A 13,783-nucleotide genomic window follows, 5' to 3' on the forward strand; every position below is an offset into this window, starting at 1 on the left:
TGTCGGACGGGATGGGAGCCGCGGGTCGTGGACATTTATACCGTCGTGGGCGTGTGGACCCTGTATGGACACCGACCACGAGCTCTCCGCACACGTCCGTGAGGCCCTCGACATCGACATCGAGGCGTTTCACGCACGGGCGGAGGCCGACGCCGAGGTCGTCAAACAGCGGCTCCGCGACGGCGCCTTCGACAATCATCAGTCGATCGTCGGCTTCGAGTACGAGTTCTACGCAGTCGGCGACGGCCGATGGAACGCGGAATCCCACGACGGCGAGTTCTCCCTGATGCGCGTGCCGCGACGCCTGCTCGAGCTGATGGGATTCGAAAAGGAGCTCGGCCTCCACAACGCCGAGATGTCCACGAGCCCGCAGCCGCTTTCGAACCACGGGCTCGAGGCGCAGCTCTCGGAGGTGCGCGCCCGTCTGCAGGCCGCACTCGAGTGTGCCTCCGCCGAGGGGATGCGGCTGGTCTCGGACGGTCTGTGGACGATCCCGCCGACCGGCGAAACCGCCACCGAGTATCTCACCGACAGCGTGGAGATCGACGGCGTCCACATCGCGACGAACATGAGCAACGCGGTCCGGTATCACGCGATGGCGAACGCGACCGCCGACGGATCCAGCGGCCGGCAGACCGAACTCGAAGCGCCGGGCGTCTCGCTGACCACGAAAACGGTGATGCCGGAAAGTCTGATCACCTCGATCCAGCCCCACTACCAGGTCTCGCAGGCGGCGATGTTGCCGGTGCACTTCAGGTATGCGCTGCGGATCGCGGGACCGCTGCTGGCGCTCGGGGTCAACTCGCCGTTCTTCCCGCCGTCGCTGTACGACGAGGACTGGGACGGCGATCGGGTGCTCGCCGAGGGCGCACACGAAAATCGGATCCACGTCTTCGAGTCGGTGTTGAACAGCCGCACGGTCGAGCCCAAGGTCCGGTTCCCGCGCGATTTCGACACGGTCGAGGAGGCCGTCGACCGGATCGCCGCCGACGAGTCGTTCGTTCCCGTCGATCCGGAGACGGGAACCAGATTCGACGACGACTTCGCGACCTTCCGGAGCAAACACGGCACCTACTGGCGGTGGGTTCGGCCAGTCTTCGACGGCGCAACGCGATCGGCGGCGAACGCGCGGATCGAATTCCGTCCGATCCCCGCACAGCCGACCGTCGGCGATTCGATCGCGTTTCAGGCCGCCTTTGCCGGCTTGCTCGAGGAACTGCCCCGCCGGGAACACCCCGTCATCGATCTCCCGTGGGAACGGGCCCGCGAGAACTTCGACGCCGCCGTCGCCGACGGAATCGACGCGGAGTTGACGTGGATCGGCAACCACGGGGAGCTCACCCACGACCACGAGGAGCTCTTCACCGACCTCCTCGACCACGCGGTCGCGGGCCTGGAGTCGGCCGGCTGTTCGCCCTCGACTGCCGAACGATGGATCGCACCGCTCCGATGGCGGGCAACCGAACGGATGACGCCGGCTCGCTGGAAGCGCGAGCGCGTTCGCAACCGACTCGACGACGGCGCGTCCTTCGAGGACGCCGTCGTGGAGACGCAACGGGAGTACATTCAAAAGCAGGCGGAGACGCTCGTTGACGGGAGCTTCACGGAGTGGTAACGCCGTCGCTCACGGGTAGTGCCCGTCGATCACGGTTGAGTCATAACCCGGCTGTACAGCAAACTCGTCGCCGACGCAACTGTCGACCTACAGCAGGCCGTCGATGTCCTTGTGGCGCGTGATCTCCACGCCCTCGTCGGTGACGACCGCGACGTTGATCCCGTTACCGGAGGCCAGGTCGCGTTCGACCGCGGACTTGATGGCCTTCGTGGCGACGGTCTTTGCGCCGTCGATCGAGAGGCCCGATTCGAACTCCTGTTCGAGGACACCGAGCGCGTACTGCGATCCCGAGCCGGTGACCGTGTACTCCTCCTCGGTGGTTCCGCCGAGGGCGTCGATGGAGTAGATGTGGGCACCCTCCTCGTCGACGCCGCCGAGGATCGGCTGGACGATGAAGAACGCGCCCGAGCGGAGCAGGTTCCCGGTAAGCGTCGAGAGCGCCTGCATCGACATCTCCTTGCCGCGACGCGCCTCATAGAGGTTCGTCTCGGCACGCAGCGTCGAGATGAGCGACTGGGCGGCCGAGACCGACCCGGCGATCGTCAACGCGCCGGTCGGGTGGATCTGCTCGACCTTCTGGACGTCCTTCGAGGAGACCATGTGTCCCATCGAGGCGCGCATATCCGTCGCCAGCACGACGCCCTCGTCGGTCGTGAGCCCGACCGTGGTCGTTCCGGTCTTCATCCCTTCGCCGTCGTTCGCCTCGGCGGCTCGCTGCTCACGATCGGTAAACTCGCCGAGCTCAGGACCGAAGACCGGCTGGTCGCTCGACGGTTCCATCGAGAGGTCGCCTGTCGGTGTTCGCATTAGGTACCGGTTCGCCACGGGCGCTGATAAAGGCAACCCTTCGGTCCCCTGCGACCACGCCGGGCGAGACCACGGTCCGACACAGCTGGAGAACGATTCGGCGCCGATGGCGGGGCACAGCCGACGCTAGATGGAGCAGAATCCATGCGGATGAATCGAGCGGGGAGCGCCGATCGTCGATCGCCGAAGCGGTCCGGCAGACCGATCGGTGGCGTCACTTCGCCACGTCCGATGCCGCACCCGTTGCGCGGACGAGCCGGCTGATCGCGATGGGGATCGGGATCCCGGCTTGGCGGGCCGCGAGGATGATCGGGAACAGAGCGATACCGAGAGTGATGGTGAGCTGATGGAGTCCGAATCGGATGGCGTGTCGGGTGCGGCTGAGCATCGATCTTCGCTCCGGACCAGACGGAGGACATATATAAACCTTCCCACCGGCGGGTCGGCCGGATCACGCCGCAGTCTGTCGATTATCGGATTGACCGCGACGATGATCGCGCGACCACTCCGTGGGCGGATCCACGCCGATAGAACGGTTGGGCGCCTCGTATTATTCTCATAACGTATGAAAAAGCACGTCGAGTCGTGCGCGTATCAACGGATCCGATCGTAAGTGTATTTTATATGTTCACTTCCATCGTGGGTGTTTCTGACACGTTCCGATCGTCGTGAAGACCACTCCGCGGTCGGTCTCGCTCGTTGCTGTACCGACGATCGATCCCCGCCGGAACGGCGAGCCCAAACCGCAAAGCACGTGTGTTCCCGCATCCAGTTACGGGTATGAGCAACTACCTGGTCGCGATGGAGGCCGCCTGGTTGGTTCGTGACGTCGAGGACATCGATGACGCCATCGGCGTCGCGGTCAGTGAGGCCGGCAAGCGACTCAACGAGACCGACAAACAGTACGTGGAGGTCGAGGTCGGCGCGACCCCCTGTCCCGCCTGCGGCGAACCCTTTGACTCCGCGTTCATCGCCGCCAGCACCGCGCTCGTCGGCCTCCTTCTGGAGATCGAGATCTTCAACGCGGACAGCGAGGAGCACGCGTCCCGGATCGCGAAAAGCGAGGTCGGCGGCGCGCTCCGTGACGTTCCCCTCGAGGTCATCGAGATCGTCGAGACCGAGGCCGACGAGGACGAGTAGCTGGGAACGCCGATCGCGGACCGATCCCCGATCGCCGACGGAGTCCCGATCGCCGGCCCATCTGACCCATCTCGCGGGCGAGATCGACCGGCGCCGAAACCTTTTCGTATAACCCATAGTTATCCCCCCTATGGACCTACCCACGCCACAGGACCTTCGGGAACGCCGCACCTCCCTGGGACTGACCCAAAGCGCCCTCGCGGAGTCGGCCGGCGTCTCACAGCCCCTCATCGCCCGGATCGAGGGCGGCGACGTCGACCCGCGACTCTCGACGCTTCGTCGGATCGTCAATGCGCTCGAGGAGGCCGAAGGCGAAGTCGTCCGTGCCGAGGACCTGATGCACGAAACCGTGGTCAGCGTCGCACCCGACGACGGCGTCAGCGACGCCTTCGATCTGATGGACGAGGAGGCGTACTCGCAGGTCCCGGTGCTCCAAAACGGGATCCCGGTCGGATCCCTCAGCCTCTCGGACATCAACGAGGCCGGCGAGGACGTCGGGAACTATCCGGTGAGCGAGGTGATGAGCGAGTCGTTCCCCACGGTCGCCCGCGACGTCACCGTCGACGAACTGCGCAACCTCCTCGACCACTACAAGGCCGTGATGGTCACCGACGGCGGCGAGACCGTCGGCATCATCACCGAAGCCGACATCGCGGCGCATCTCTCATAGCGATCCGTCCTCCAGCCCACGATCCGGGATCGCCCCGTCGTTTAAAAGCCAGTACGAACCAGCGCACCTGTGCGGTGAGAACCGTCCACTCCCGGTCCGGACGGGTGCGGTACGCGCCGGAGTGGATCCACGCGACGCGTACCCTGTTCGCCATCAAGATCCATCGACGGTCCGTCAGTGATCCGGAGTCACCGCTCCCGATCGCCTACAGCTCCAGCCCGCGGATCGCGACGCCGTCGCCGTCCTCGACGCGCCCGATCACGCGACCACCGCTCGCGTCGGCGAGCGATGACGCCCGATCCGGATCGACGGCGGCGACGAATCCGGTCCCCATGTTGAACGTCCGGTGCATCTCCTCGTCCGAGACGTTCCCCTCCTCCTGAACGAACCCAAAGACCGACTGCGCCTCATAGGGATCGTCGATCACGTACCGATGGTCGCCGAGCCGCTCGAGGTTGGTCCAGCCGCCGCCGGTTACGTGGGCCGCCCCGTGGACACCGTGGGCGTGCAGGGGGTCAAGCAGGTCCGTGTAGATCCGGGTCGGCTCCAGGAGCGCGTCACCGATCGTTTCGTAGTCGTCGTACGGATACGGGTCGGTGTACTCGTGGGTCCGCGTCGCCGCCGTCCGGGCGAGGGTCAGCCCGTTCGAGTGGATCCCCGAGGATCGCCACCCGACGATGGCGTCTCCCGGTTGAGCGACCCCCTCGAAGACGTCGTCCTTCCCCGCGAGCCCGGCGGCCGTTCCGGCGAGGTCGAGTCCCTGGATCACCTCGGGCATCACCGCCGTTTCGCCGCCGACCAGCTCGATGTCGGCGCGGTCGGCACCGCGATCGAGTCCGCGTCCGACCTGCTCGGAGACGTCCTCGTCGGGATCCTCGACGGCGAGATAGTCGACGAACGCGACCGGTCTGACCCCGGCTGCCACGAGATCGTTGACGTTCATCGCGATACAGTCGATCCCGATCGTCGAGTAGTCGCCAAGCGCCTCGGCGACGAGCAGCTTCGTCCCGACCCCGTCGGTCGCGAGCGCGAGATAGCGGTCGCCGATGTCGAGCAGGCCGGCGTAGTCGCCCTCGGAGTCGCCGACAGCTCCGATGAGGGCCGCCGTCGCGGCCTCGCTCGCGTCGATGTCGACGCCCGAGTCCGCGTAGGTGAGTTCCGCGTCGTCGCCGTCGCCATCCGCCACATCGTCCGCCGCGGCGTCCGGTCCGGAATCCTCGTCGGTCATACTCGTGCAGGCGGCTCGCCGGTCCAAAAGGACACCGCTTGCCGGCCGCAGCGGTTCCGGGTCGTCGGCGTCGAGGTCCGGTGGCGCTCCATCCCCGACGACGGTCAGTTGGTCAGAACGCGTACGCGCCGGCACCGCCGAGCAGGAACCCGACCGTCGCGAGCGCGGAGACGACGAAACAGACCGCCCAAACCGGCTTGTTCCAGCCGATCACGGTCTTCCCGTCGAGGGGACCGTACGGGATCAGATTGAACGCCGCGAGAAAGAGGTTGATCGCGACGCCGCGCGCGCCAAGCACCGAGACGATCGTCGACTGGGTCACGAGACCGATCCCCAGAATCGGCGCGAAGAGCACGCCAAGCGCGAGGTTCACCGCGGGGCCGGCGAGGGCGATGTGGCCGTGTTCCCGCGGCGTCAACCGACCGCGGTGGTGGACCGCGCCGGGCGCCGCGAAGATGAACCCGAGGAACGCCGACATCACGGCGAGGAACAACATCCCGTGGTCTGCCCGGAACTCGGCGATCTGGTCGTAGTGGACCGCGACGACCTTGTGTGCGACCTCGTGGAGGAGGAACGCGACGCCGGCCGTCGCCAGACTGATCCCGACCAACACGATCCCGGTCGGTGAGACGAGCGCGCCGATCGCCCCCGCTCCACCCTCGAAGAACACGGCGAACGCCACGCCGAGTGCGACCCAGGCGACGAGGAGATCGCGCAGCTCCGTCCGACTAAACTGGAGCCCGGCGATCCGGACCCCACGATCGACGGAGCGGCGGGTCATCGGGTCACAAACACCTCCCAGATCGTCCGTGCGCTCCGGCGAGCGCCATCGACCATCAACTGCGAGACGTCGGCGACGCCGCCGAGTTCGGCGCTGAAAAGCGGAACCAGATACGTCGCGAACAGGAAGCTCGCGACGATGCTGCCGATGTTCGTCATCGCGACGACCATGATGAGCCGAAACAGGGGGACATCGAACATTTCCGAGAGGATCTGCGATACGGGCTTCGTCTCGTCGGAGAGGAGTTCGTTCAGCGTGGCGATGTCGCTCACGTTGACCGAGAGCGTCCGCAGTTCAACCCAGCCGACGAACCAGCCGGGCGCGAGCATCGGATTGATCGACGTCATCCACGCGACGGCGCCGCCGACGCCGGCGGACGTCCATCTGGCGCCGGCAAGTTTCGCGAACGCGAACGCGAAGACGGCGTTGATCGCGAACCATGCGGCGAACACCCGGAGGAGGAATCCGTTGCTTACGCCCGCCATCGCCAGCAGGACGAAGAAGGCGACGAACGCGATCGTGATCCCGTACCCGAGGATCGTTCCCCACGGGATGCGGCGGGCGCTCGTGTGTTCGGTCCCGACCAGCGTCTCCGCCGGCGGCAGCGTCGCGGGATTCGCGAGGTACGACTCGATCCCCTGCCGGTGGCCCGCACCGACGACCGCGACGACGTCGAACCCGCGGTCACGAAGCACCACGAGCCGGTGTGCGATGTAGGCGTCCCGCTCGTCGATGAGCGCCTCCGCACCGCCGGGCGAGAACTGGCGGAATTCCTCCATCATCATCGTGACGGCGTCGGCATCGGTGAGTTCGGAAAGCTCCAACTCCTCGATCCCGCCCTCCTCGGTCGGTTCGAGGCCACCGAAGAGACTGAGAACGCCGGCGACGAACAGACCGAGCGTCAGGCCACCGAACAGACCCAGGCCGAGGCTCCCGAGCGCGCGGATCGCGAACGGGCTGAGCCACGCGGTCAGAACGCCGTCGAGGACGCCGGTGAGCGCGGCGATCCCTGCGACAGAGAGTCCGGTCGCGAGCGCAGCGATCATCCGTGTCTCCGGGTCGAAGGATCCGGACCCGATCGTTGTTGCGAGGTATGCGGCGATCCCGCCGACGATCACCCCGCCGGCCGTCCGAAGCAGCATCGCGTCCGTCACGCCGATCGCACCGCCGAACAGTCCGATCGCCGGACCGACGAGCAGCCCCACGATGAGGCCGACGAGCAGCCCCACGATCCGGGAGTCCGTCACGCCGAACGCGAGCCCGCCGACCATCCGGAGCTTCTCAGTGATCGTCATCCGGGCCCAGAAGCGTTGCATCGTCGTCTGGATGTCGCGGTCGACGAGCGCGACGTCGATCCCCAACGACTGAGCGGTCTCGACGGCCGCCATCATATCGGCGCCGGGTTCGATGTCGAACCGCTCGCCGAGTTGTGTCTGGACGTACGACAGCATCCAGTAGGCGAGGAACTGGAAGACGGTGTTCCCCTTGAGGAGGTCGCTCGCGTCCAGATCGTCGGGGGTTTCACCCTGCAGCTGTCGGTAGCGTCCTTCGTCGAGTTCGACCGCGACGACGTCCGGCCGCTCGCGCTCGATGGTCTCCTCGACCTCGGTCACGCTCTCGTTCGAGACGTGGGCCGTACCGACCACGGTCACCGATCCGGATCCGGCCATAGACCCGGAGTCGCCGACAATATCGCCGTCGCCGTCGGCGTTCGACGTGGATGCGTGTGGATGGTCCGCATCAGCGTCGTCCCCGACGTCCGGCTCACGGACGGACGAGGTCGAGGACGGTGGCGGGGTGCCGGACGATCCGCCGGATCGATCGTCCGGTTCCTCGGGCGTATCGGGCATTGGGAGCCGCTAGTCGATCCCCGCGTATAGTGGTTGTGTGTCGGGGCGCGGACGTTCGAACGGTGATCGGATCCCGTCGATCGGTGTGGAGGCGGCGATCGAGCGGTGAAACCCCCATACTTAACCACACTGGTCAACCACCACTCGATGATGACCGGGTCGCCCGAGGTATGTGTCCTCCTGCCGACGATGAACGAAGCCGCCACGATCGCGGACGTCGTCGCCGACTACCGTGAGACGGGGTTCGAGAACGTCCTCGTCGTCGACGGCGGGTCAACCGACGAGACCCGGCAGCTCGCGGCCGAGGCGGGCGCACGGGTGATCGAACAGTCGGGCGAGGGAAAGGGACAGGCGGTCCGTGAGGCGGTCGCCGAGCACGTCGACGCCGAGTTCGTACTGCTCGCGGACGCGGATGCGACCTACGACGCCGCGGATGCGACGGCGATGCTCGAACCCCTCCGGGACGGGCGGGCCAAACACGTCATCGGCGACCGATTCGCGGATATGCGCCCCGGCGCGATGACGCGGCTCAACCGCATCGGCAACCGACTGATCAACCGGGCGTTCGCCCGGATCCACGGCCGAGACTACCGGGACATCCTGTCGGGGTATCGCGCGTTCACGCGGGAGTCGTTCGAGGAGCTCTCGCTGGCCGCGGAGGGGTTCGGCATCGAGACCGAGATGGCGGTTGAGTGTGTCAAACGCGGCGTTCCGGTCGAGGTCGTCCCCATCACGTACCGACCGCGTCCGGAGGGTTCCGACACGAATCTCCGCCCGATCCGGGACGGCGGGATCATCTTTCTGGAGCTGTACCGGAAGGCGAAGACGAACAACCCCCTGTTCTATTTCGGCAGCGTCGGGGCGACCGCGACCGCCGGCGGCGTCCTCGTGGCGATCTACGTTCTCTACGACTGGATCGCACACGGGGTCGGCCACGAGATCCTGGCGATCGTCTCCGCGGCCGGGATCCTGCTCGGCTTCCAACTGTTGATGTTCGGGTTCCTGGCGGACATGATCCTCACCCTGCATCGGGAAGGGATCGACGGACACGAGCGGGAATGAACTACCCCGTCGAAAGGGCGTGGGTGGTCGAGACGGTCGCTCGGAACGGAACTGTCGCTCGGAACGGAACTGTCGATCAGAACGGAAGCGCCTCGCGGATCCGGTCGAGAACCGATCCGCCCTGGCGACGACGCTCCTCGAAGACTGGATGCACCGCGTTCATCAGTTCCCCTCGCGTCTCGAATCGCTCCGCGTCGACGCGATCGAGTGCGTCCGCGAGTTCCAGCGATCGTCCCGAGGCGTCGTAGGGGATCGCCGTCGAGGAGAGCCCCGCGAGCACCTCCTGGCGGGTCGCGGGGAACTCGACGTCGGACTCGTCGAGACGGGCGTCGAGTGCGGCGATCCCGAACTCGATCACGTCCGGTTCGTCGGCGTCGTTGCTCGGGGGGCGTACTGCCATCGTGACGTCGTTCGGGTTCGTCCCTCAAAAACCCAGGCGACTCGGATTCGGTGGCGGTTCACGGCGATCCGAACGGACGGATGGATGGACAGACGGACGACCCTCGGATCAGATGAGACCCATTGCGACCGCGGAAACGTACGTCAATCCGAGAAGGATGACGGCGTGTTTGACGCCGTCCCGGAGATCACCCTCACCGAGCTGTCCGGCGATCATCCCGGAACAGATCCCCTGAATCACCGCGGCGTGGTAGAATATCAACTCGTATCCCTCGATGTTCGCGTCGCCGAGCCCGCCAGCGATACCCCCGACACCGCCGCCGACGCCGCCAACGCCACCGGCACCTCCACCGCCGATCCCGGCTGCGCCACCGGCCTGTCCGGCCTGTTCGATCGCCGGGATGAACGCGAGCGTGAGCGAGGCGATGATCCCGAGAAAGACCAGGAACGAGATGTAGATCACGATCAGGTAGGTGATCATCACCTGTTTGCGCTCGCGCCGGAGCTGGCGGGTTGCTCGTGCCTCGTCGGCGGCGATGTTGAGCACGGGGGCGATGTCGCCGCTTGCCTGCATCGCGTTCACGATCAACGCGACCGACCGGGAGATGAGCGGCGACTTGATCCGGCGCTCCATCCGATAGAGCGCCGACTCCGCGTCCGATCCCCATTCGATGTCCCGCCACGTTCGTTCGAGTTCGGGAGTGAGGTCGTCGAGATCCGACTGCTGGACGCGCTCGAGGCTCTCCACGACGGTCATCCCGGCCTCGTTGATCGACGCGAGTCGGTCGAGAAAGTCCGGCACTGCGGCCTCGATCCGTGACGTTCGTCGGCTCTGGATCTCATAGAGGACGGCATAGACGGCAAGCACGAACGTCGTCGACTGAACGACGGCGTCATCGACGCCACGAACTGCGGCGTCGATCGACGACGTCGGGATCGGGGCCGACGCCGACCAGATCCACACGAGCGCCAGCGGTACCGTTACGGCAAGCGACGTGAGCGGGTTCCACAGCAACAGCTGCTTCGGCTCCCTGATCCATCCGAGAAACCACTGGAACCTGTCGTATCGCTCGAGGCGTTCCCGGTTGGCCTGCCATCGGTCGGCCTCCGTCTCCCCGGAAATTCCGATGCCGCCGCCGTCCGAGCGTGTCCCGGTAGTCGTCGCCGAGGTGCCGGAAACCGCCTGGGCGTCGGCGTCGTCGGCGTCGTCGCCGACTGCCGAACCGGTGGCGTCGTCGACGGGCTGTGTGACGCTGTCGACGTACACGATGAAGCCGATGCTCGCGAGCGGAATCCCGGCATATACGACGATCTGGAGGATCGGAACGGTATCCTGAATGACCAAGCCGACCACGACGAGAATGGTGATGAAAAACAGCGGTCCAGCCACCAACACGGTCACGTACGCCTCCGCGAACGTCGACAGCAGCTCGAGGTACTGTTCCTGCTGGGCCTCCGACTCCTCCTGATAGCGCTCGTACTGGTCGTTGAGGAACGCCGAGATCGAACGCCCCGACCCGAGGACCGACGCCAGGTTCTCAGCGAACTCCTCGAGGTTTTCACTCGGCGTGTGGTGTGAGACGCGACGCAACGCGGTCAGCACGTCGGTCCCGAAGGTGTTCATGTCCCTGACCGCGACGCCGAGTTCGGTCGCCGCCTCGCCGTAGACGTCCTCGTTCTCCGCGAGGGTGTCCATCACGGTCGGAAACGTCATTCCGGACCGGGATAGCGCATAGACGAACGCGACGGTTCGCGGCAGCGTCGCGTCGATCCGTGCGCCGCGAGTGTGGGCGCGTTGATCCAACAGGAGCCACCGGACGTAGTACACGCTTATCGCAAGCGCTGCGCCGATCGTTCCCGAAAAGAACAGCAGAAGAACGAACAGCTCGCCGGCACCGATCGTCGACAGCCGCGCGAGGTCCGCAAGGAACGCGAGTCCGGTCGGGAGCGCCGCCTCGATCCGATCGGCGCCGACTTCGAGCGCATACAGGACGCCAGCGGCCAGATAGGTTCCGATGATCGCCCCCGCGATCCCGGCCGTCCCGGCGTACAGCAGCGTCTTCGAGGCATACACACGGTGTGTCGTCGCGGCGTGGGCCGCCCGCAACAGCTTCCGCTGGTCCTGTTTCCGCGGGCTCTCGTCGGCGACGTACTCGCCGAACAGCGACAGCGCAAGTCGAGTGACGATCAGGTTCGACCGCCGGTTCACCGCCGGTGCCAGGAGAATGCCGACCGCGAGAACCAGCGCGACCAGCGGGAGCACCTGGATCATCGATCGTCGGCCTCGCCGGAGGAGTCGTCGAGACGACGGATCACGCGTCCGGCACCCCCGTCCCGGAGTCGGTCGCGTCCGTCCCCATCGAGTTCGTGTCGGCCGGATCGGCTGTGTCGGCCGTCTCCGACTCGCCCTCGAGACGCTCCATCACGCGTTCGGGATCGGCATAATACTCGTTTACGAGGGCCGTAAATCGCTTATATCCGGTGATGCCCAGTTCGCGGAGGTGTTCGAGGAACCGTTCCCGACGATCGATCTCCGTGAGCAATTCGGCACGGTTCCAACCGCGTTCCTCCTGGATCTCGCTGAGCAGCTCCGAATCGTTCATCGTGAACGTATCGGATTCCGGAACCCACTCGAAGGCCGACGAGTAGTCGAGCTCGCCGGTTCGTTGGTCGATCTGGCCGATCTCACCGATCACCTTCGCGCGCCGGACGCGCTCGTTTCCGAACCTGGCGAGCGTCTGGATCGACAGCATATCGAGCGACTGGACCATCGCCCGAGGGACGTTGATCGGCTCGTTCTCGAGCCGGTTGATGACGGTCTCGATCGAGTCGGCGTGCATCGTCGAGAACGTGGTGTGGCCGGTGTTCATCGCCTGAAAGAGGGTGACGGCCTCCTCGCCACGGACCTCGCCGACGAGGATGTACTCCGGGCGGTGCCGGAGCGCGGAGCGGAGCAGGTCGTACATGTCGATGTCGCTACCCTCGTGGAGACGCTCTCGAGTGACCGAGGAGAGCCAGTTGTCGTGGTACAACGAGAGTTCGCGCGTGTCCTCGATCGTGAGTACCTTCGCGCGCGGCGGGATGAACATCGAGACGGCGTTCATCGACGTCGTCTTTCCCGAGGCGGTCCCGCCGGCAAAGATGAGCGACTTGTTGTGCTCGATACACAGCCAGAAGTACGCCATCTGGTCGATCGAAAACGTCCCGTAATTGATCAGGTCGATCGGCGTGAACGGCTCATCGGCGTACTGACGGATCGTGAACGCGGACCCACGCGGGGTCACCTCCTCGCCGAGCGCCAGCTCCGCACGGGAGCCGTCCGGAAGGGTCGTCTCGACGATCGGTTCCCCGACGGAGATGTGACGTCCCGACTGTTGTGCCAGCCGGATCACGTAGTTGTCGAGCTCCTCTTTCCGGTAGGAGACGTTCGTCTCGATGTCGGTGTAGGTGTCGTGGTAGACGAAGATCGGAAGGTCATAGCCGTCACAGGAGACGTCCTCGATGTGGGAGTCGTTCAACAGCGGGTCGACCTTTCCGAACCCGCGGAAATCACGGTAGAGATAGTACGCCAGGGCGTGAAAGGTCGCCATATCGGCGTCAACCCCGTACTGTTCGAGCAGCGTCTCGAGTTCCGCTTTGAGCGTTTTTTCCGCGGTCGTTCCCGCTCCGTCCTGAAACAGCAGCGGATCCCTGATGTCGTCGATGACGCGACGCAACAGCGACGTGGTGAACCGGTCGAGATCGGGCTCGACGGCGTGATAGCGGTGTTGGCTCTCCTCGTCGTCGTAGGTGACGACGACGTACGCGAACGGCGCGTTCACCCAGTATCGGTCGATCTCCTCGTGGCCGTCCGGGACGGTGAAGGTACCGAGCGGGCCGTCCTCGCCGGGACGAAACGGGCGAACGGTGATGTCCGAGCCGCGAAGCATCTCCCAGGTTCGGACGGCGCGGCGGCGAAGCGTCTCGAGCCGCCCGTCGGGTTCTCGCTCGGCATCCGAAGGTCCGGACATCGGTTCCTATCCGGTCGTCGACCCGCGTCGACTTAAATGCTGTACCGTCGCCGGATCGCGCCGGAGCCCGTTTCGCCACCGCCGCGGCCATTCCGCGTCATCCACCACCGTTGACATCCTCCCCGCCCTGAAGGGGCGGGGATTCCTCGCGCTGGGGGTCTCGGCTCATGCCGAACCCCCACGGAGGCAACTTTCTCCTACGCCGACCGTAGGATACTCTG

The 13,783-nt window shown here is 65.8% G+C and carries 12 protein-coding genes; 4 read left to right on the plus strand and 8 right to left on the minus strand.

Annotated elements, in window-relative coordinates; genetic code table 11:
* Window positions 1-64: 64 nt before the first annotated feature.
* Window positions 65-1,615 carry a hypothetical protein gene (locus OQF70_RS06305; protein ID WP_280536518.1) on the plus strand — a complete coding sequence of 517 codons (1,551 nt, stop codon included), beginning with the start codon at window positions 65-67 and terminating at the stop codon, window positions 1,613-1,615.
* 87 nt (window positions 1,616-1,702) lie between these two features.
* On the opposite strand, the gene psmB is transcribed toward OQF70_RS06305, so the two are convergent.
* Window positions 1,703-2,422 (minus strand): archaeal proteasome endopeptidase complex subunit beta, encoded by a 720-nt coding sequence (gene psmB, locus OQF70_RS06310; protein WP_092814401.1) that lies wholly within the window; start codon window positions 2,420-2,422, stop codon window positions 1,703-1,705.
* Between the two features lie 214 nt (window positions 2,423-2,636).
* Window positions 2,637-2,810, minus strand: a complete 174-nt coding sequence (locus tag OQF70_RS06315; protein ID WP_280536519.1) for a hypothetical protein — start codon at window positions 2,808-2,810, stop codon at window positions 2,637-2,639.
* Between the two features lie 392 nt (window positions 2,811-3,202).
* Here OQF70_RS06315 and OQF70_RS06320 point away from each other — a divergent pair, with 392 nt between their 5' ends.
* Both OQF70_RS06320 and OQF70_RS06325 read left to right on the plus strand, forming a co-directional pair.
* Window positions 3,203-3,562, plus strand: coding sequence for a DUF555 domain-containing protein (locus OQF70_RS06320; RefSeq protein ID WP_092814398.1), 360 nt, complete (start codon window positions 3,203-3,205; stop codon window positions 3,560-3,562).
* Window positions 3,563-3,692: 130 nt separating this feature from the next.
* On the plus strand, window positions 3,693-4,232 hold the full coding sequence (locus tag OQF70_RS06325) for a CBS domain-containing protein (protein WP_280536520.1): 540 nt from the start codon (window positions 3,693-3,695) through the stop codon (window positions 4,230-4,232).
* A gap of 205 nt (window positions 4,233-4,437) precedes the next feature.
* Here OQF70_RS06325 and purM read toward each other — a convergent pair whose 3' ends face one another.
* From purM to OQF70_RS06340, 3 genes are all read right to left on the minus strand, one after another.
* Complete coding sequence (gene purM, locus OQF70_RS06330; RefSeq protein WP_280536521.1) at window positions 4,438-5,460, minus strand: phosphoribosylformylglycinamidine cyclo-ligase; 1,023 nt, start codon at window positions 5,458-5,460, stop codon at window positions 4,438-4,440.
* A 112-nt stretch (window positions 5,461-5,572) separates the two neighbouring features.
* On the minus strand, window positions 5,573-6,241 hold the full coding sequence (locus OQF70_RS06335) for a metalloprotease (protein ID WP_280536523.1): 669 nt from the start codon (window positions 6,239-6,241) through the stop codon (window positions 5,573-5,575).
* Window positions 6,238-8,091, minus strand: a complete 1,854-nt coding sequence (locus OQF70_RS06340) for a TraB/GumN family protein (protein ID WP_280536524.1) — start codon at window positions 8,089-8,091, stop codon at window positions 6,238-6,240. The genes OQF70_RS06335 and OQF70_RS06340 overlap by 4 nt, the downstream gene beginning before the upstream one ends.
* A gap of 150 nt (window positions 8,092-8,241) precedes the next feature.
* Between OQF70_RS06340 and aglJ the strand changes: the two genes are divergently transcribed.
* Window positions 8,242-9,153, plus strand: a complete 912-nt coding sequence (aglJ, locus tag OQF70_RS06345; RefSeq protein WP_280536525.1) for an S-layer glycoprotein N-glycosyltransferase AglJ — start codon at window positions 8,242-8,244, stop codon at window positions 9,151-9,153.
* A gap of 76 nt (window positions 9,154-9,229) precedes the next feature.
* Here the strand turns inward: aglJ and OQF70_RS06350 are convergent, their stop codons facing one another.
* From OQF70_RS06350 to OQF70_RS06360, 3 genes are all read right to left on the minus strand, one after another.
* Window positions 9,230-9,553, minus strand: coding sequence for a hypothetical protein (locus tag OQF70_RS06350; RefSeq protein WP_280536527.1), 324 nt, complete (start codon window positions 9,551-9,553; stop codon window positions 9,230-9,232).
* A gap of 108 nt (window positions 9,554-9,661) precedes the next feature.
* Window positions 9,662-11,824, minus strand: a complete 2,163-nt coding sequence (locus OQF70_RS06355) for a type II secretion system F family protein (protein WP_280536529.1) — start codon at window positions 11,822-11,824, stop codon at window positions 9,662-9,664.
* A 40-nt stretch (window positions 11,825-11,864) separates the two neighbouring features.
* A complete protein-coding gene (locus OQF70_RS06360) occupies window positions 11,865-13,562 on the minus strand; it encodes a type II/IV secretion system ATPase subunit (protein WP_280536531.1) in 1,698 nt (565 codons plus the stop codon).
* Window positions 13,563-13,783: the final 221 nt, after the last annotated feature.

The organism is Halopenitus sp. POP-27, assembly GCF_029889855.1.
Taxonomy (GTDB): Archaea; Halobacteriota; Halobacteria; order Halobacteriales; family Haloferacaceae; genus Halopenitus; species Halopenitus malekzadehii.